The sequence below is a fragment of the Paraburkholderia sp. SG-MS1 genome (assembly GCF_012275575.1).
Lineage (GTDB): Bacteria > Pseudomonadota > Gammaproteobacteria > Burkholderiales > Burkholderiaceae > Paraburkholderia.
In genome coordinates, this window is record NZ_NPIH01000066.1 from 1 (window position 1) to 18,739 (window position 18,739).

The following is an 18,739-nucleotide window of genomic DNA, read 5'->3' on the forward strand; positions in this document are numbered from 1 at the left end:
CGCTGCCCCCACGTTCGAATACAGTTGCGCGTCGCGCGCGAGATCGCCGCTTGCTTGAACGCGCTTTTTTTGACGCGCGGCGAAATCCAGCATCCGGTCGATCGGCAGACGCGCCCGCTCGCCAATCGCGCGATCGACGAAGACTTCGTTGTGACCGCGCTCCAGCACGTCGGCCAGATTCGCGAGGCCGTTCATGGCCATCCACGGGCAGTGCGCGCAACTCTTGCAGGTCGCGCTATTGCCAGCCGTCGGCGCGGCGATCAGCGTCTTGCCGGGTGCGGCGAGTTGCATCTTGTGCAGAATGCCGAGATCGGTCGCCACGATGAAGTGCGTCGCGTCGAGCTTTTGCGCGGCGTCGATCAATTGCGTGGTCGAGCCGACCACGTCCGCTTGCGCGACCACGTTGGCCGGCGACTCCGGATGCACGAGGACCTTCGCGCCCGGATACTCGGCGCGCAACAGATCGAGCTCGATGCCTTTGAATTCGTCGTGCACGAGGCACGAGCCCTGCCACAGCAGCATGTCCGCGCCGGTCTTGGTCTGGATATAGCTGCCGAGATGCCGGTCCGGGGCCCAGATAATCTTTTCGCCGCGCGCGTGGAGGTCGGCGACTATCTCCAGCCCTATCGACGAGGTCACCATCCAGTCTGCGCGCGCCTTGACCGCGGCGCTAGTGTTCGCGTACACGACCACCGTGCGATCCGGGTGCGCATCGCAGAAAGCTGAGAATTCGCCCACTGGGCAGCCCAGATCGAGCGAACAGGTCGCATCGAGAGCCGGCATCAGAATGCGCTTGTCCGGGCTAAGGATTTTCGCCGTCTCGCCCATGAAACGCACGCCGGCGACCACCAGCGTTTGCGCTTCGTGATCGCGCCCGAAACGCGCCATTTCCAGCGAGTCCGCCACGCAACCCCCGGTTTCGTCCGCAAGCTCCTGCAATTCCGCATCGACATAATAGTGCGCGACAAGCACGGCTTTCTCGCGCTCGAGCAAGGCGCGGATGCGGGCTTTGAGCGCAACCTTATCTTCCGCCGACGGCATGTCGGGCACTTTCGCCCACGCCTGCCCGATCCCACAGGTCGTGCCCTGTGCTTGCGGCCGGTCGTACTCGACCGCCCTGATCGTCTGCTGATCCATGATCTCCTCTGCCTTCGCTCTGCCGCCGCCGACTGCCAATCTCATGTCGTTGCAATTTCCGCGGCCCAAAAAGCAAAACCCCGCCAACGCGGGGTTTTGTGACGTAACGAAATTTTAATAGATTTCGCGATCAAGCATAACGGCGCAGTCGCGTGGCGAAATCCTGCAGCGCCTTGATCCCACTCTGCTCGGCGCGATGACACCAGTCCTGCAACTGGATCAGCAGTTGATCGCGCGACGCATTGGACCGCTCCCACATGGCCGCGAGTTCATTGCGCATGTCGATGTAGGTCTTGAGCTTCTGGCTGTTCGCGAAGATCTGCGGCAGCAGGCGCTTCTGCGGCTCGTTGAGTCCAGCCTCTTCCTTATGGAACCAGCTGCGGGCACCACGCATGACCTGATACTTTTCGCGCGCGCCGACTTCCTTCAGATGCGCGAGTTCCTGGCGGTAAGCACGCTTGAGCGCCTTGCCGTAACGGGCCATCACCTCGTAGCGGTTGGCCAGAACGGCTTGCAGTGTGTCCTGATCGAGCACCAGCTTGCCGGTGGTCAGACGCGGCGTAGGCGCAACCTTCTTCACCTTGGCCAGACGGAACGCCGACATGATGCGGATGTACATCCAGCCGATATCAAACTCGTACCACTTGTTCGACAGCTTGGCCGACGTCGCATACGTGTGGTGATTGTTATGCAGCTCTTCGCCGCCGATGATGATGCCCCACGGGAAGATGTTGGTGCTCGCATCCGACGAGTTGAAATTGCGATACCCCCAGAAGTGCGCGAGACCGTTGACCACACCGGCGGCCCAGAATGGAATCCACACCATCTGCACGGCCCAGATTGTCAGACCGACGACGCCGAACAGCGCGACGTTCAGCACCATCATCAGGCTCACGCCGAGGATCGGGTACTTGGTATACACGTTGCGTTCCATCCAGTCGTTCGGCGTGCCGTGACTGAACTTGCGCATCGTTTCTTCGTTCTTCGCTTCGGTGCGATACAGTTCCGCGCCTTCGAGCAGCACCTTCCAGATGCCGCGCGTTTGCGGGCTGTGCGGATCTTCTTCGGTCTCGCACTTGGCGTGGTGCTTACGGTGAATCGCGGCCCACTGGCCGGTCAGCATGCCCGTGGTCATCCACAACCAGAAGCGGAAAAAATGACTGGCGATCGGATGCAGCTCCAGCGCGCGGTGCGCCTGGCAGCGGTGCAGATAGACCGTCACCCCAATAATGGTGATGTGCGTCACGACCAGCGTGTACACGACGAGTTGCCACCACGAGAAGTGCAACAGGCCGTGGGCAAGGAAAGCGAGCAATGAATTCAACAAGGCAATTTACCTGTGGAACGAGAGACACGAGAGACACGAGACACCCGCGAGGTGCGCGTGTCAAGAAAGTGAAAGCATACAGCGGGATTGGACGACATTCTACTTGAAGCGTTCCAAGTGTTTGTAACAAATAGGGATTTTTTGTGCGGTATCAAGCGAGTGAAGCCCGCAGGCGCCAAATTTGACGTCGACGTAAGGCTGCGCCTACCCGTCAGCGGGCGCCGTCCGTCTCACCGGCCGCCGGCGCGGTCATTGTTACCGGATTCAACATCGCTTCGGCCGCATGGCCGACGAGCCGCACTTCGCGCTGCGCGAGCGGAATCGCAATGCCGTGCTCGGAGAATAAACGCCAGATATTGCGATTGACCGTGGAGCGCACCCCGGAGGTACCGGTTGCCGCATCCTCGATCCAGAAACCAAGCTCGAGATTGAGCCCGTCTGGCCCGAAGCTCCCCAGATAAGGCGTGGGCGCCGGTTCGCGAAGCACCCGCGGAACGTCCTCGGCGGCGCGGGCGAGCAGACTCATCGCCTGCTCGACATCGGACGTGTAGGCGACCTGCACGGCCACTTTCGCATAACCGCGCGTCAGATACGACGACTGGTTCTGCACGACGTCCGTGATCAGCTTTTCGTTCGGAATCAGCGTCTCGATGCCGTCCAGCCCGCGCACCACGGTGTAACGCGTGCGGATCTGCGTGACCATGCCCTGCAGGCCGCTCACGTTGATCGTGTCGCCGATGCGCAGCGACCGGTCGAGCAGGATGATGAAGCCCGACACGTAGTTGCTGGTGATCTTCTGCATGCCGAAGCCCAGTCCGACGCCGAGCGCGCCGCCGAATACGCCCAACACCGTAATGTCGATGCCGACCACCGACAGGCTGACCAGCACCGCCGCCAGCACGAAACCCGCCCGGCCGACCCGCGCCACCACCACCTTGAGGTTGGCGTCGAGCGTGGTCGAGCGCATCAGCCGGTCTTCGAACGCGGAGCCGAGCCACATCGCGACGATCATCGTGACGCCCACCCACAGCAGGCCCGTGACGAGCGAGAGCAGCGTCAGGTGCGCGTTGGCGACGCGGAACTGGACGCTGGCCATCCACGCGATCACATCGTCCTGAATGCCCATCACGGTAAGCAGCATGCCCAGCCAGACGACGATGGAAACGAGTTTCTCGACGAGGAACAGCCACGGATGGATCTTCCCGTCCCGGCTGAAAACCCGTCGCGCGAAGAAGAACGCGATGTAGATCAGGCTGATGCCGAACAGCGGCACGAGCGCCAGATCGAGCAGCGCCGTGTGCATGAAGCGGCCGGCGATCGCCCGGGCGAGCCATACCAGCACCGCGCCGATCAGCGGAAAGGCCGCTCGGTTCAGGCTTTCCGCGCCGAAGCGCACCGTGTGGTAACGCGACTCCTGGCGCTGATCCAGTGAGCGGCGCAGCAGGCGCGCGAGCAGCCACGCGAGCACCAGCGCCGCGATCAGGATGCCGGCTTGCCATATCATCACGGGCTGACCGAAGTCGCGCGCAAGATCGCCGAACATGTGGGAAAAAATGCGGTTTTCCATGATGTTGCCGAATCGCCGGCGCTAGCGGGTTCGGCAACGAGCCCGCTAGCGCCGACAAGACGCCACTGTTGCGTTAGCTCTGGCGTTCCAGCACGGCGGCGAAGAAGCCGTCGGTGGCGTGTCGATGCGGCCACATCGACAGGTAGTCGCCCATTTCGAGGTCGATTCGCTGTTCGGCCAGCACGTCACGCACGGGCACCAGCGCGAAGTCCGGATGATTGGCGAGGAACTGCTGCACCACGACCTCATTCTCGGCTTCCAGAATGGAGCAGGTCGCGTAGACGAGACGGCCGCCCTTCTTCACCAGACGCGCCGCGCTCGCCAGAATCGACAATTGTTTCGGCGCCAGCTCGGCAACCGATTCTGGCGACTGGCGCCACTTCAGGTCGGGATTGCGGCGCAGCGTGCCCAAGCCGCTGCACGGCGCGTCAACCAGCACGCGGTCGATCTTGCCGGCGAGGCGCTTGATCTTCGCGTCGTGCTCGCTGTCGATCAGCACCGGATTCACGTTCGACAGCCCGCTGCGCGCAAGGCGCGGCTTGAGCTTGGCCAGACGCCGCTCGGAAATGTCGAATGCGTAGAGACGCCCGGTGGAACGCATCGCCGCGCCGAGCGCCAGCGTTTTGCCGCCCGCGCCCGCACAAAAGTCGACGATCATCTCGCCGCGCTTGGGCGCGACTAGCGAGCACAGCAACTGGCTGCCTTCGTCCTGCACTTCGAGCCAGCCATGCTGGAACGCGTCGAGTTTGGTGAGCGGCGGCTTGCCGACCACGCGCACGCCGAACGGCGCGAACGGCGTCGCGCCGGCTTCGATGCCGGCCTTCGACAGCGCGTTCAGCACATCGTCGCGGCTCGCCTTGATCGGGTTCGCGCGCAGATCGAGCGGCGCGGGGTAGTTCAGCGCGGCGGCCAGTTGCGCGAGCTCCGCGGCTTCGAAACGCTGGCTCAGCGCTTCGCTGATCCAGCCCGGCAGATTCAGGCGAATGCGCAGCGGCAAGCTTTCCGGATCGATCATCGCGACGTGATCGAGCCACTTCGATTCCGACTCCGACACGAACGGCTTGAGCGCCGAGCGCCCTGCCGTCTGCATAAGGCCCAGCAAGGCCATGCGGCGCGCCGGGTTGCCCGCGCCGCTTTCAGCAAGGTGGGCGAATTCCATCCGGCGACGCAGCACCGCGAAGACGGCCTCGGCGATCACGCCGCGCTCACCGTGTCCGAGCTTCGGATGGGCGCGGAAAAAGCGGCTGGTGGTGGCGTCGGCGGGGCCGGTCAGTTTGAGGACTTCAGCCAGCAAAGTCTCGGTTTGTCCAATCAGGAAACCATGTAATCTCATGCGCCCTCTCCGGCGGTGTGACCGGCAAAGAGCCATTGCGGCTCTGGCGGCGTAAGCGTGACACGCAGACCGTCGAGCGCAAGACGCCCTTCGACGAACCAGCGCACCGCGCGTGGATAAATAATATGTTCGGTTGCCAGCACGCGTTCGGCCAGCGTGGCGGGGGTGTCGCCGGCCTCCACGGGAACCGCCGCCTGCGCGACGATCGGCCCGTGGTCCAGTTGCGACGTGACGAAATGCACCGACGCGCCATGCAGCCGCACGCCGGCGTCGAGTGCCTGCTGATGGGTTTTCAAGCCCGGAAAGCTCGGCAGCAGCGACGGATGCACGTTGAGCATGCGCCCGGCGTACCGGTCGACGAAACCGGCGGTGAGCACCCGCATGAAGCCCGCGAGCACCACGAGGTCCGGCGCGAAACCGTCGATTTCGCGCGCCAGCGCGGCGTCGAAGCTAACGCGCTCGGGAAACTGGCGGTGGTCGACCACCGCCGTCGCAATACCGTGCGACGCCGCGAACGCAAGCCCCGCGGCGTCAGGACGGTTGGCAATCACGGCGGCGATTTGCGCCGGCCAGCCATCGTCCAGACAGGCCCGGACGATGGCTTCCATGTTGCTTCCCCGCCCCGAAATCAGGATGACGAGTTTTTTCATCCGCGGATTTTATCATTCGGCAACACCCAAACCGCGACGCGAGAGGCGGCTGCTGCGCCGAGCGTTTATAATCGTTTGTTTTGCGGCATCCCGGCCGCCCTACTGCCACCCGCTATCGTGAAAGTCTTCCGCGGTCTTCCCAATGCTGAAAGCCGTGCGCCCTGCGCACTGACCATCGGCAACTTCGACGGTGTCCACCGCGGCCATCAGGCTCTGCTCGCCCATGTGCGCGCAGCAGCGGATGCGCGCGGCCTGCCCGTCTGCGTGATGACCTTCGAGCCGCACCCGCGCGAATTCTTCAATCCGGCCGGCGCGCCGCCGCGCATCGCGATGCTGCGCGACAAGCTGGAGGCGCTGCGCACCAACGGCGTCGACCGGGTGGTGGTCGAGCACTTCAATCACACGTTCGCGAGCCAGTCGCCGGATGCGTTCGTCGAGCGGATCATCGTCAACGGGCTGCACGCGCGCTGGGTCATGATCGGCGACGACTTCCGCTACGGGGCGAAGCGCGCTGGCGACTTCGCGTCGCTGAAGGCGGCGGGCCAGCAGTACGGCTTCGAAGTCGAACAGATGGCCACGGTCGCCGATCCGTCGGGCGCGCGCATTTCCAGCTCGGGCGTGCGCTCGGCGCTGGTGGCGGGCGACCTCGACGCGGCGCGCGCCGCGCTCGGCCGCGATTACCTGATCAGCGGCCACGTTGCGCACGGCATGAAGCTCGGCCGCGATCTCGGTTTCCCCACGCTCAATCTGCCGATCGCTCACAAGCGCCCGGCGCTTGCCGGCATCTTCGTCGTGCGCGTGCACGGCGTGGCGGACGAACCGCTGCCGGGCGTTGCGAGCCTCGGCCTGCGCCCCACAGTCGACGACTCCGGCCGCGTGCTGCTCGAAGTACACCTGCTCGATTGGCATGGCGACGCGTATGGCAAACTCGTGCGCGTCGAATTTCTGAAGAAGCTGCGCGACGAGGAAAAGTACATCGACCTCGAAACGCTGAGCGCCGCCATCGCGCGCGACGTCGCCAATGCGCGCGCGTGGTTCGCGGCGGTCGGCGCCGGCACGCCGGGCAGCCGCTCCACCGGTTTCGCCACCTCGGCCACCGACCGAATTAGGTAACCGCCCGCGGTACGGGCGAGCGCTTGAGCGCCGCGCGTACCGTCGCCGCGCGCATCGAAAGGCGTCCGTGGATCACGCGACAGACCTGCCGGGCGCGTCTCACGTCCTCGCGCATCGTGCGCAACCCCGCGCCTTCGCTGCGCATAGAACGAATTCACCGCGACCACATCATGAGCAACAAGAAAGCCGATTCGAAACCGCAGTCACGCTACCCGGTGAACCTGCTCGACACGCCGTTCCCGATGCGCGGCGACTTGCCCAAGCGCGAGCCGCAGTGGGTCAAGGAATGGCAGGAACGCAAGATCTATGAAAAGATCCGCGCCGCTTCCAGGGGCCGCAAGAAGTTCATCCTGCACGACGGCCCCCCGTATGCGAACGGCGACATCCACCTCGGCCACGCGGTCAACAAGATTCTCAAGGACATGATCGTCAAGGCGCGCAATCTGGCGGGCTTCGACGCGGTCTACGTGCCGGGCTGGGACTGCCACGGCATGCCGATCGAAATCCAGATCGAAAAGCAGTTCGGCAAATCGCTGCCGGCGGCCGAAGTGATGCAGAAGGCGCGCGCCTATGCGACCGAGCAGATCGAGAAGCAGAAGGTCGGCTTCCGCCGCCTGGGTGTGCTCGGCGACTGGGACAACCCATACAAGACGATGAACTTCACGAACGAAGCCGGCGAAATCCGCGCGCTCGCGAAGATCATGGAAAAGGGCTACGTGTTTCGCGGCCTGAAGCCGGTGAACTGGTGTTTCGACTGCGGCTCGGCGTTGGCCGAGGCGGAGGTCGAGTACAAGGACAAGACCGATCCGACCATCGACGTGCTGTTCAGCTTCGCCGAGCCGGAAAAGACCGCGCAGGCGTTCGGTCTGAATGCGCTGCCGCGCAACGAAGGCGGCATCGTGATCTGGACCACTACGCCGTGGACCATCCCCGCCAACCAGGCGCTGAACCTGCATCCGGAAATCGTCTACGCGCTGGTCGACACGCCGCGCGGCCTGCTGATCCTGGCTGAAGAACGCGTCGAAGCCTGCCTGAAACAATACGGGCTGGAAGGCACGATCGTCGCCACCACGCCCGGCGAAAAGCTCGTCAACCTGCGCTTCAATCATCCGCTCGCGTCCGCGCATCCGGCCTACAAGCGCACCGCGCCGGTCTATCTCGGCGAGTACGTGACGACCGAAACCGGCACGGGCGTCGTGCACTCCTCGCCGGCCTACGGCGTGGAAGACTTCGTGTCGTGCAAGGCGCACGGCATGGCCGACTCCGACATCATCAATCCGGTGATGGGCGACGGCCGTTACATCGAATCGCTCGCGCTGTTCGGCGGCCTGTCGATCTGGGCCGCGAATCCGCAGATCGTCGAAGCGCTGCAAGGCGCGGGCTCGCTGATGCGCACCGAGAAGTACACGCACAGCTACATGCACTGCTGGCGCCACAAGACGCCGATCATCTATCGTGCGACGTCGCAGTGGTTTGCCGGCATGGACGTGAAGCCGAACGACACCGACAGGACCCTGCGCGAGACCGCGCTCGAAGGCATCGAGAACACCGCGTTCTATCCGGCGTGGGGCAAGCAGCGTCTGTTCAGCATGATCGCCAACCGCCCGGACTGGACGCTGTCGCGCCAGCGCCAATGGGGCGTGCCGATGGCGTTCTTCGTGCACAAGGAAACGGGCGAATTGCATCCGCGTACGCTGGAATTGCTCGAAGAAGTCGCGCAACGTGTCGAGAAGGCCGGTATCGAAGCGTGGCAATCGCTCGACCCGCGCGAACTGCTCGGCGACGACGCGAACATGTACGAAAAGAACCGCGACACGCTCGACGTGTGGTTCGACTCGGGCACCACGCACTGGCACGTGCTGCGCGGATCGCATAAAGACGAACTGCAATTCCCGGCCGACCTGTATCTGGAAGGCTCGGACCAGCATCGCGGCTGGTTCCACTCGTCGCTGCTGACCGCGTCGATGCTCGACGGCCGCCCGCCGTACAACGCGCTGCTCACCCACGGCTTCACCGTCGACGGCGAAGGCCGCAAGATGAGCAAGTCGCTCGGCAACGGCATCGATCCGCATGAAGTGGCGAACCGCCTCGGCGCGGAAATCATCCGCCTGTGGATTGCGTCTACCGATTACTCGGGCGAACTGGCGATCTCCGAAGAAATTCTCAAGCGCGTCACCGAAGGCTATCGCCGCATCCGCAACACGCTGCGCTTCCTGCTCGCGAACCTGTCGGACTTCGACTTCGCCCAACACGCGCGTCCGGCCGAAGACTGGCTTGAAATCGACCGCTATGCGGTGGCGCTGTCGGCGAATCTGCAGGACGACATCCTCTCGCACTACGAGAAGTACGAGTTCCACCCGGTGGTCGCCAAGCTGCAGACGTTCTGCTCGGAAGACCTCGGCGGCTTCTACCTAGACGTGCTGAAGGACCGCCTGTACATCACGGCGGCGGATTCCGTCGCACGTCGCTCGGCGCAGACCGCGCTTTATCACATCGCGCACGGCCTGCTGCGTCAGATGGCGCCGTTCCTGTCGTTCACCGCGGAAGAAGCATGGAAGGTGTTCCAGCCGAACAGCGAAACCATCTTTACCGAGACGTATCACGCGTTCCCGGCGGTGCCGAACGCCGGCGCGCTGCTCGACAAATGGACGCTGTTGCGCGCCGCCCGCAGCGACGTGACGAAGGCGCTGGAAGAAGCGCGCGTCGCGAATCTGATCGGCTCGTCGCTGCAGGCGGAAGTGGAAATCCGCGCGAGCGGCGCGCGTTACGACGCGCTCGCGAGCCTCGCCGACGACCTCAAGTTCGTGCTGATCACCTCGAGCGCGAACGTCGTGAAGGTCGCGAGCGAAGCGGACGAAGGCGTCGAAGTGATCGCCTCGAAGTACCTGAAGTGCGAGCGCTGCTGGCACTATCGCGCGGACGTCGGCGCGAACGCCGAACACCCCACGCTGTGCGGCCGCTGTTTCAGCAACCTGTTCGGCAACGGTGAAACGAGGAGCGCGGCATAATGGCGAGAACCATGTCGAAAACCTCGTCGAAAACGTCCGTCGGAAGCAGTTCTCTGGTCCCCTGGCTGGGCATCGCGCTGATCGTCATCCTGTTCGACCAGTTGACGAAGATCGCGGTCCAGAAGGTGTTCGCCTACGGTGTCGCGCATGAGGTCACGCCGTTTTTCAACCTGGTGCTCGTGTACAACCGTGGCGCGGCGTTCAGCTTCCTCGCGATGGCGGGCGGCTGGCAACGCTGGGCATTCACCGCGCTCGGCGTGGTCGCCGCGCTGGTGATCTGCTACCTGCTCAAGCGTCACGGCGGGCAGAAGATGTTCTGCACGGCGCTCGCGCTGATTCTGGGCGGCGCACTCGGCAATGTGATCGACCGGCTCGCGTATGGGCACGTGATCGACTTCCTCGATTTCCACGTGCGCGGCTGGCACTGGCCGGCGTTCAATCTCGCCGACAGCGCGATCACGATCGGCGCGATCCTGCTCGTGCTCGACGAATTGCGGCGCGTGCGCAGCACCCGCTAACGTCACCCACACGAGGCGCCGGCATCCGCGCTTTGTGTCAGGATTCAAAGGCCCGGCGGCGCGGATAACGCCCCGCCCTGCTGCCCGCCACCACGCTTTGCCGGAGGCTCTCGTTGGCAACCGCAGAACTCGCAGGAAAACACCTCGTCCTCGGCATGACGGGCGGGATTGCCTGCTACAAGATCGCCGAACTCACGCGTCTGCTGACCAAGGCAGGCGCAACCGTGCAGGTCGTCATGACCGAAGCGGCCACCCAGTTCATCACCCCCGTCACGATGCAGGCGCTCTCGGGCCGTCCGGTCTATACGAGCCAGTGGGACGGTCGTGTGCCGAACAACATGGCGCACATCGATCTGTCGCGTGAAGCGGATGCGATCGTGATCGCGCCCGCCTCCACCGACTTCCTCGCCAAACTCGCGCACGGCATGGCCGACGATTTGCTGTCGACGCTGTGCGTCGCCCGCGATTGTCCACTGCTCGTCGTCCCGGCCATGAACCGGCAGATGTGGCAAAACCCGGCGACGCAACGCAACGTCGCGCAACTGCGCGCGGACGGTGTCACGTTGCTGGGTCCGGACTCCGGCCCGCAGGCGTGCGGCGAAATCGGCGACGGACGCATGCTCGAAGCCAAGGCGACCTACGAAGCAATCTCGTCGTTCTTTTCGCCGAAGATCCTCTCCGGCCGTCGCGTATTGCTGACCGCCGGGCCGACCTTCGAGCCGCTCGATCCGGTGCGCGGCATCACCAACCGCTCCAGCGGCAAAATGGGTTTCGCACTCGCGCGCGCCGCGCAACAGGCCGGCGCCGAGGTGCACCTGGTCGCCGGTCCGGTCTCGCTGGAAACGCCGTGGGGCGTGTTCCGCCAGGACGTGCAAACCGCACAGCAGATGCACGATGCGGTGATGCGCTCGGTCGCCGACGCCGATATCTTCATCGGCGTCGCTGCCGTGGCCGACTGGCGTGTCGCTCACGCGAGCGAGCATAAGATCAAGAAGACCGCCGAACGCGCGCTGCCAAGCTTCACGTTCGTCGAGAATCCGGACATTCTGGCCTCGGTGGCGAAGCTGCCGCATCCGCCGTTCGCGGTCGGCTTCGCGGCGGAAAGCGGCGACCTCGAGGTGCATGGTGAAGAAAAGCGCATGCGCAAAAACGTGCCGCTGCTGATCGGCAATCTCGGCCCCCTCACCTTTGGTCTCGACGACAATGAAGTGATCCTGTTCGAAGCCGGCAGCGCCACGAAGCTCACGCGCGCGGACAAGCAGACGCTCGCGCGTGCACTGATCGCGGAGATTGCGAAGCGTCTGCCCGACACGAGTCTGATCCGTTGAGTCCGTCACGGCGTATTTTTCGCCACCACGGCAAGGCGCGCTGACGAATCGGATCATCTGGAGCCACTGACATGACGCTACTTTCCGTGCTCGATCAGACGCCCGTGATCGCCGGACACTCGGTGTCTGACGCCATCGCCGCCACCGTCGAACTCGCGCAGCTCGCCGACGACCTCGGCTACACCCGCTACTGGTGTGCCGAGCATCATGGCCTGCGCGGCGTATCGAATCCGTGTCCCGAGGTGATGCTGGCGCGCCTCGGGAGCGTGACTCAACGCATCCGCCTCGGTTCCGGCGGCGTGATGCTGCCGTACTACAGCCCGTTCAAGGTCGCCGAGCAATTCATGATGCTCGAGGCGCTCTTTCCGAATCGCATCGATCTCGGTGTGGGACGTGCACCGGGCGGCGACATGCATACAGCGCAGGCGGTTGCCGGCGGCGACTACAACCGCGGCGATATTTTCCCGCAGCAGGTCACCGACCTGCTCGGCCTGATGCACGGGGCGCTGCCCGAGGATCACATGGCGCGTGGCGTGCTGCTGCAGCCGCAGATCGACACCCGCCCGCAACTGTGGATGCTCGGTTCGAGTGAATTCGGCGGACTGCTCGCCGCACAACTCGGCATTCGCTTCGCGTTCGCGCATTTCATCAATGCGCATTTCGGACATCAGGTGGCACAGGCCTATCGCGAGCGCTTCAAGGCGAGTCAGGAAACACAGCAGGCGTATCTGGCCGTTGCCGTCTTCGTGATTTGCGCGGATACGGCACAGGAAGCCGCCGATCTGGAAAAGGCCGTCGATCTGCGTCGCGTTCAAATGGCGTACGGCCTGAACGAACCCATTCCAAACATCGAACAGGGAATCGCGCAGGAGTATGGTGAGCGCGAGCAACTTGTGATTGCACGGGAAAAGCCACGCAGCATCATCGGTACGCCTGAGACGGTCACCGAACGGCTACATGCATTGCAAGAGCAATTCCAGGCAGACGAACTGATGGTGCTGACCGTCGCAGGCAGCTATCGCGCCCGGCTGCGCTCCTATGAACTTCTCGCCGACGCATTCCAGCTCGGCTCAAACACCACGCCCTAACCTCACTCCAACCTGCATGAAACTCGACCTGAAGATTCTCGACGCGCGCATGCGCGAGCAACTCCCCGCTTACGCGACCACCGGCAGTGCCGGCCTCGATCTGCGCGCCTGCCTCGACGAGCCGTTGACGCTGAAACCCGGCGAAACCGCGCTGGTCCCGACAGGCCTCGCGATTCACGTCGGTGACCCGGGCTATGCGGCGCTGATTCTGCCGCGTTCGGGACTGGGACATAAGCATGGGATCGTGCTCGGCAATCTGGTCGGCCTGATCGACTCCGATTACCAGGGTCAACTGATGATCTCCACCTGGAATCGTGGCGAAACGACATTCGTGCTGAATCCGATGGAGCGCCTCGCGCAACTCGTGATCGTGCCGGTCGTGCAGGCCAAGTTCAACGTCGTCGATGATTTCGAACAAAGCGAGCGTGGCGCCGGCGGGTTCGGCAGTACCGGCAAACATTAACCCTGAACGACGCAAATCAGGACGCAAAAAGCAGAACGGCGCGGGGTTGAACCCGCGCCGTTCTGCTTTCCTCATTACTGCCAGAGACTTTATTCGACGCCTTACTCGACTTCGACCGCTTCCGGATTCGGGTTGCGCGGCGCCGGATGCTCGTCGAAGGTCAATTGCACCTTGTCTTCCGCATCCACGTCGACCGAGACCCGGCCGCCGTTCATGAGCTTGCCGAACAGCAGTTCGTCGGCCAGCGCACGACGGATCGTGTCCTGAATCAGACGCTGCATCGGCCGCGCGCCCATCAACGGATCGAAACCGTGTTTGGCGAGATGCTTGCGCAACGCGTCGGTGAAGAGCGCATCGACCTTCTTTTCGTGCAACTGATCTTCCAGCTGCATCAGGAACTTGTCGACCACGCGCATGATGATTTCTTCATCGAGCGAACGGAAGCTGATCGTCGCGTCCAGACGGTTACGGAACTCCGGCGTGAACATGCGCTTGATATCGACCATCTCGTCGCCGGCTTCCCGGCGGTTCGTGAAGCCGATCACCGACTTGCCCATCGCCTCGGCGCCCGCATTCGTCGTCATGATGATGATGACGTTGCGGAAGTCCGCCTTGCGGCCGTTGTTGTCCGTCAACGTGCCATGGTCCATCACCTGCAGCAACACGTTATAGATGTCCGGATGCGCCTTCTCGATTTCGTCGAGCAGCAGCACGCAATGCGGCTTCTTCGTGACGGCTTCGGTCAGCAGACCGCCCTGGTCGAAACCGACATAGCCCGGCGGCGCGCCGATCAACCGGCTGACCGCATGACGCTCCATGTATTCCGACATGTCGAAGCGAATCAGTTCGATCCCCAGCGTGAAAGCCAGCTGCTTCGCCACTTCCGTCTTGCCGACACCCGTGGGGCCGGAAAACAGGAACGCGCCGATCGGCTTGTCCAGCTTGCCGAGCCCCGCGCGCGCCATCTTGATCGCCGCCGACAGCGCATCGATAGCCGGGTCTTGCCCGAACACCACGCTCTTCAGATCGCGATCGAGCGTTTGCAGCTTGCTGCGATCGTCTTGCGACACGCTTTGCGGCGGGACACGGGCGATCTTCGAGATGATTTCCTCGATCTCGTTCTTGCCGATGGTCTTCTTCTGCTTCGACTTCGGCAGGATGCGTTGCGCCGCCCCCGCTTCGTCGATCACGTCGATCGCCTTGTCCGGCAGATGACGATCCGTGATGAAGCGAGCCGACAACTCAGCCGCCGCCGACAGCGCGCCCGACGAATACTTCACGCCGTGATGCTCTTCGAAACGCGATTTGAGGCCACGCAGGATCGCCACCGTCTGTTCGACGGTCGGCTCGGTCACATCGACCTTCTGGAAACGGCGCGACAATGCCGCGTCTTTTTCGAAGATGCCGCGGTATTCCGTGAACGTGGTCGCGCCGATGCACTTGAGCGTGCCCGAGGACAACGCCGGCTTCAGCAGATTCGACGCGTCCAGCGTGCCGCCTGACGCGGCGCCCGCGCCGATCAGCGTATGAATTTCGTCGATGAACAGAATCGCGTGCGGACGTTCCTTCAACTCCTTGAGAACCGTCTTCAGGCGTTGCTCGAAGTCGCCACGATACTTGGTGCCGGCGAGCAGCGCGCCCATGTCGAGCGAATACACCTGCGCGTCCGAGAGGATGTCCGGCACTTCGCCGCGCGTAATACGCCACGCGAGACCTTCGGCGATCGCCGTCTTGCCGACGCCGGCCTCACCGACCAGCAGCGGATTGTTCTTGCGCCGACGGCACAGCACCTGGACCACACGCTCGACTTCCGACTCGCGTCCGATTAGCGGATCGATGCGGCCGTCCTTCGCCATCTGGTTCAGGTTCTGCGTGAACTGGGCGAGTGGCGTTTCCTTCTGCGCGGCGGCTTCATCGGACTCGGCATTCGCGTCGCTCGCTTTCGCGGCGTCGGTGCTGCTCGTCTTGGCGATGCCATGCGAGATGAAATTGACGACGTCCAGACGCGTCACGCCCTGCTGCTGCAGGTAGTACACCGCGTGCGAATCCTTCTCGCCGAAGATCGCCACCAGCACGTTTGCGCCGGTCACTTCCTTCTTGCCGTTCGAGGTGGACTGCACATGCATGATCGCGCGCTGGATCACACGCTGGAAACCCAGCGTGGGCTGCGTGTCGACGTCGTCCGTGCCAGGCACGGTTGGCGTGTTGTCATGAATGAAGTTGCGCAGGTTCTGACGCAGATCCTCGATATTGGCCGCGCATGCACGCAACACCTCCGCCGCTGTTGGATTGTCCAACAGTGCCAGCAAAAGATGTTCGACCGTTATGAACTCGTGCCGCGCCTGGCGTGCTTCCATGAACGCCATGTGCAGGCTGACTTCCAGTTCCTGGGCAATCATGCTTCCTCCATCACACACTGCAGCGGATGCCCGGCCTGCCGTGCGTGGGTAACGACTTGCTCGACTTTGGTCGACGCGATGTCCCGCGTATAGACCCCACAAACTCCCCTGCCCTCGCGATGCACCTTCAACATCACCTGCGTTGCGGTTTCACGATCTTTATTGAAATATTCCTGCACGATCATCACGACAAATTCCATTGGCGTGAAGTCGTCATTCAGCAGCACCACCTTGTACATGGACGGCGGCTTGAGCTTCTTCTCCTGCCGCTCCAGTACGGTGCCGTCCTGCTTGTCCGGGATAATCGCCATACACCCATTCTAAACAACTAGGACAGGCCCGCAATCCTGTCAAAACCCGGTCAACCCGCCGGTGAGCCCGTTCGCTTCTGCGTGATGGGTAAGTGACCCGCCTTGCAGTTGCGATTCGACGAGCCGATTGCGGAGCCGGCCCCTATCCAACAATGCAGCGCGGCTGTGTTGCACCGCAGTCGGATCGAGTATCGCACAACCTGCCGGAGCTGGTTGCTGGCGCTCCCCGGAGCTTGGCAGCGGCGGGCGGCCTGTAGCACAGCATGTGAGTCGATTATGCGACTTTTCAAGGCGGCCCGCTTGCGCAACCGCACATAACGGAAGCGGGAAAAACCCTTGGAAAGCGCTTGTTTGCAACGCGACAACGACATCTCAAAATTTTCTTGACACTCGAATAAAGAGCCCCAACAATCAAGCTGGCACTTTTTTCACCGCGCCATAATTTCGAAAAAATGCCGATGGTGAGCTTGTGAGGAGGGAGCGGCTACTTGCGTGGTCGCGGAGCTTTTCGAGGGCTCGTGGTAGTGACATGAGTTACAGGGGATGTTGGAATGGCAACTGGTACGGTCAAATGGTTCAATGACGCAAAAGGTTTCGGATTCATCACGCCTGATGAAGGTGGCGAGGATCTGTTTGCACACTTCTCGGCCATCCAGATGAATGGGTTCAAGACCCTCAAGGAAGGCCAAAAGGTAACCTTCGAGGTCGTGCAAGGCCCGAAAGGCAAACAGGCATCGAACATTCAGGCACCCGCCTGAGACTGTTCGTTACCCGTCGTTTGAAGCCCGGCTTGCCGGGTTTCTTTTTTTGTGCGGCGCTTTTTTCGTTTCGTTAGTTTTTATCGGACAGCCATGGCTCCCAATTATCGGGTGCACCCGTACATTTCGGGTTACCGGCGGATTCCGCTCACTCTGCCGCTGTTCGGATCACTAGCGGCTGCTTCGACGAGCGGGCAAAAAAATGCCCCCAGCCATCTTGCGACGCCAGGGGCTTTTCATGCGGCCTGAATAATTCGGTTCGCTTCGTTCTACATATTCTCGATCATCACCTGGCCGAAGCCCGAGCACGACACCTGAGTTGCACCTTCCATCAGGCGTGCGAAGTCATAAGTGACGCGTTTTTGCAGAATCGATTTCTCCATCGAATGGATGATCAGATCTGCCGCTTCGGTCCAGCCGATGTGGCGCAGCATCATTTCCGCCGAGAGAATTTCCGAGCCCGGATTCACGTAGTCCTTGCCCGCATATTTCGGCGCCGTGCCGTGGGTCGCTTCGAACATCGCGACAGAATCCGACAGATTCGCCCCCGGAGCAATGCCGATGCCGCCGACCTGCGCGGCCAGCGCATCCGAGACATAATCGCCATTCAGGTTCAGCGTGGCGATCACGTCGTATTCGGCCGGACGCAGGAGGATCTGCTGCAGGAATGCATCGGCGATCACGTCCTTCACCACGATGTCGCCACCTGTCTTCGGATTCTTGACCTTCATCCACGGGCCGCCGTCGATCAGTTCCGCGCTGAATTCCTTTTGCGCGAGCGCATAGCCGTAGTCGCGGAACGCGCCTTCGGTGAATTTCATGATGTTGCCCTTGTGCACCAGGGTGACCGAGCGGCGATCGTTGTCGATCGCGTACTGGATCGCCTTGCGCACCAGACGCTCCGTGCCTTCGCGCGACACCGGCTTGATGCCGATCCCCGACGACTCGGGAAAGCGGATCTTCTTCACGCCCATCTCGTCCTGCAGGAACTTGATGACCTTCTTCGCCTGCTCCGATTCAGCCGCCCATTCGATGCCCGCATAGATGTCTTCCGAATTCTCGCGGAAGATCACCATGTTGGTCTTCTCGGGCTCGCGCACTGGCGAAGGCACGCCCTTGAAATACTGCACCGGCCGCAGGCACACATACAGGTCGAGCTCCTGGCGCAGCGCGACGTTCAGCGAACGGATGCCGCCGCCGACCGGCGTGGTGAGCGGCCCCTTGATCGACACGATGTATTCCTTGACCACCTGCAGCGTCTCTTCCGGCAGCCACACGTCGGGACCATACACCTTGGTCGCTTTTTCGCCCGCGTAGATTTCCATCCAGTGGATTTTCTTCTTGCCTGCGTACGCCTTCTCCACCGCTGCATCCACGACCTTCAGCATGACCGGCGTGATGTCGAGACCCGTACCGTCGCCTTCGATGAACGGAATGATCGGCTGGTCGGAAACATTGAGCGAGAAATCGGCGTTGACAGTGATCTTGTCACCACCGGTCGGAACCTTGATGTGCTGATACGACATGATCGGACTCCAGTGAAGGCTGTGCAGAAAGCTGAAGGGAGACTGCGAAATGGGCGCTCCTCGCTACACGCATGCCAGGACGCTCGCAAGCAAGCCTGGCCGCTATTCTAGCCCACGCGCCCCGCGCAGCCATCCGGCAACGGCTCGGGGTTTTCCAACATGGACGCAAACCGTGAACCCTCGCACCGGCTCCCTGAGTCTTTTATAAGACAG

15 protein-coding genes are annotated in these 18,739 nt (G+C 62.6%); 7 read left to right on the forward strand and 8 right to left on the reverse strand.

All coding sequences use genetic code 11. The features are described from left to right. The 5 genes from nadA to purN form a co-directional block, all read right to left on the reverse strand. On the reverse strand, positions 1 to 1,137 hold a 1,137-nt coding region (gene nadA / locus CIC12_RS04720), incomplete at its 3' end, for a quinolinate synthase NadA (protein WP_168662667.1). A gap of 130 nt (positions 1,138 to 1,267) precedes the next feature. Further along, positions 1,268 to 2,464, reverse strand: a complete 1,197-nt coding sequence (locus CIC12_RS04725; RefSeq protein ID WP_168662631.1) for a DesA family fatty acid desaturase — start codon at positions 2,462 to 2,464, stop codon at positions 1,268 to 1,270. A 211-nt stretch (positions 2,465 to 2,675) separates the two neighbouring features. Beyond that, positions 2,676 to 4,031 carry a mechanosensitive ion channel family protein gene (locus tag CIC12_RS04730; protein WP_168662633.1) on the reverse strand — a complete coding sequence of 452 codons (1,356 nt, stop codon included), beginning with the start codon at positions 4,029 to 4,031 and terminating at the stop codon, positions 2,676 to 2,678. A gap of 73 nt (positions 4,032 to 4,104) precedes the next feature. Then, entirely contained in the window at positions 4,105 to 5,364 is a 1,260-nt protein-coding gene (locus tag CIC12_RS04735) for an RsmB/NOP family class I SAM-dependent RNA methyltransferase (RefSeq protein ID WP_168662635.1), read from the reverse strand. After that, entirely contained in the window at positions 5,361 to 6,014 is a 654-nt protein-coding gene (gene purN / locus CIC12_RS04740) for a phosphoribosylglycinamide formyltransferase (protein WP_168662637.1), read from the reverse strand. Before purN ends, CIC12_RS04735 begins: the two co-directional genes overlap by 4 nt. Before the next feature lie 117 nt (positions 6,015 to 6,131). On the opposite strand from purN, the gene CIC12_RS04745 reads away from it, so the two are divergent. The 6 genes from CIC12_RS04745 to dut all read left to right on the forward strand — a co-directional run bounded on the left by CIC12_RS04745 (position 6,132) and on the right by dut (position 13,532). Next, positions 6,132 to 7,127, forward strand: a complete 996-nt coding sequence (locus CIC12_RS04745; RefSeq protein WP_168662639.1) for a bifunctional riboflavin kinase/FAD synthetase — start codon at positions 6,132 to 6,134, stop codon at positions 7,125 to 7,127. 170 nt (positions 7,128 to 7,297) lie between these two features. Continuing rightward, complete coding sequence (gene ileS, locus CIC12_RS04750; RefSeq protein ID WP_168662641.1) at positions 7,298 to 10,135, forward strand: isoleucine--tRNA ligase; 2,838 nt, start codon at positions 7,298 to 7,300, stop codon at positions 10,133 to 10,135. An 11-nt stretch (positions 10,136 to 10,146) separates the two neighbouring features. Next, positions 10,147 to 10,653 (forward strand): signal peptidase II, encoded by a 507-nt coding sequence (gene lspA, locus CIC12_RS04755; protein ID WP_168662643.1) that lies wholly within the window; start codon positions 10,147 to 10,149, stop codon positions 10,651 to 10,653. Between the two features lie 113 nt (positions 10,654 to 10,766). Next, entirely contained in the window at positions 10,767 to 11,981 is a 1,215-nt protein-coding gene (gene coaBC, locus CIC12_RS04760; protein ID WP_168662645.1) for a bifunctional phosphopantothenoylcysteine decarboxylase/phosphopantothenate--cysteine ligase CoaBC, read from the forward strand. Positions 11,982 to 12,052: 71 nt separating this feature from the next. Further along, positions 12,053 to 13,069, forward strand: coding sequence for an LLM class flavin-dependent oxidoreductase (locus CIC12_RS04765; protein ID WP_168662647.1), 1,017 nt, complete (start codon positions 12,053 to 12,055; stop codon positions 13,067 to 13,069). Positions 13,070 to 13,085: 16 nt separating this feature from the next. Continuing rightward, positions 13,086 to 13,532, forward strand: coding sequence for a dUTP diphosphatase (dut, locus tag CIC12_RS04770; protein ID WP_168662650.1), 447 nt, complete (start codon positions 13,086 to 13,088; stop codon positions 13,530 to 13,532). 101 nt (positions 13,533 to 13,633) lie between these two features. On the opposite strand, the gene clpA is transcribed toward dut, so the two are convergent. Beyond that, positions 13,634 to 15,931, reverse strand: coding sequence for an ATP-dependent Clp protease ATP-binding subunit ClpA (gene clpA / locus CIC12_RS04775; protein ID WP_168662652.1), 2,298 nt, complete (start codon positions 15,929 to 15,931; stop codon positions 13,634 to 13,636). Next, a complete protein-coding gene (gene clpS, locus CIC12_RS04780) occupies positions 15,928 to 16,242 on the reverse strand; it encodes an ATP-dependent Clp protease adapter ClpS (protein WP_006050100.1) in 315 nt (104 codons plus the stop codon). The genes clpA and clpS overlap by 4 nt, the downstream gene beginning before the upstream one ends. Positions 16,243 to 16,793: 551 nt before the next feature. Here clpS and CIC12_RS04785 point away from each other — a divergent pair. Continuing rightward, on the forward strand, positions 16,794 to 17,000 hold the full coding sequence (locus CIC12_RS04785) for a cold-shock protein (protein ID WP_007180614.1): 207 nt from the start codon (positions 16,794 to 16,796) through the stop codon (positions 16,998 to 17,000). A gap of 269 nt (positions 17,001 to 17,269) precedes the next feature. Here the strand turns inward: CIC12_RS04785 and icd are convergent, their stop codons facing one another. Next, entirely contained in the window at positions 17,270 to 18,526 is a 1,257-nt protein-coding gene (gene icd / locus CIC12_RS04790) for an NADP-dependent isocitrate dehydrogenase (protein ID WP_168662654.1), read from the reverse strand. Between the last annotated feature and the right edge of the window lie 213 nt (positions 18,527 to 18,739).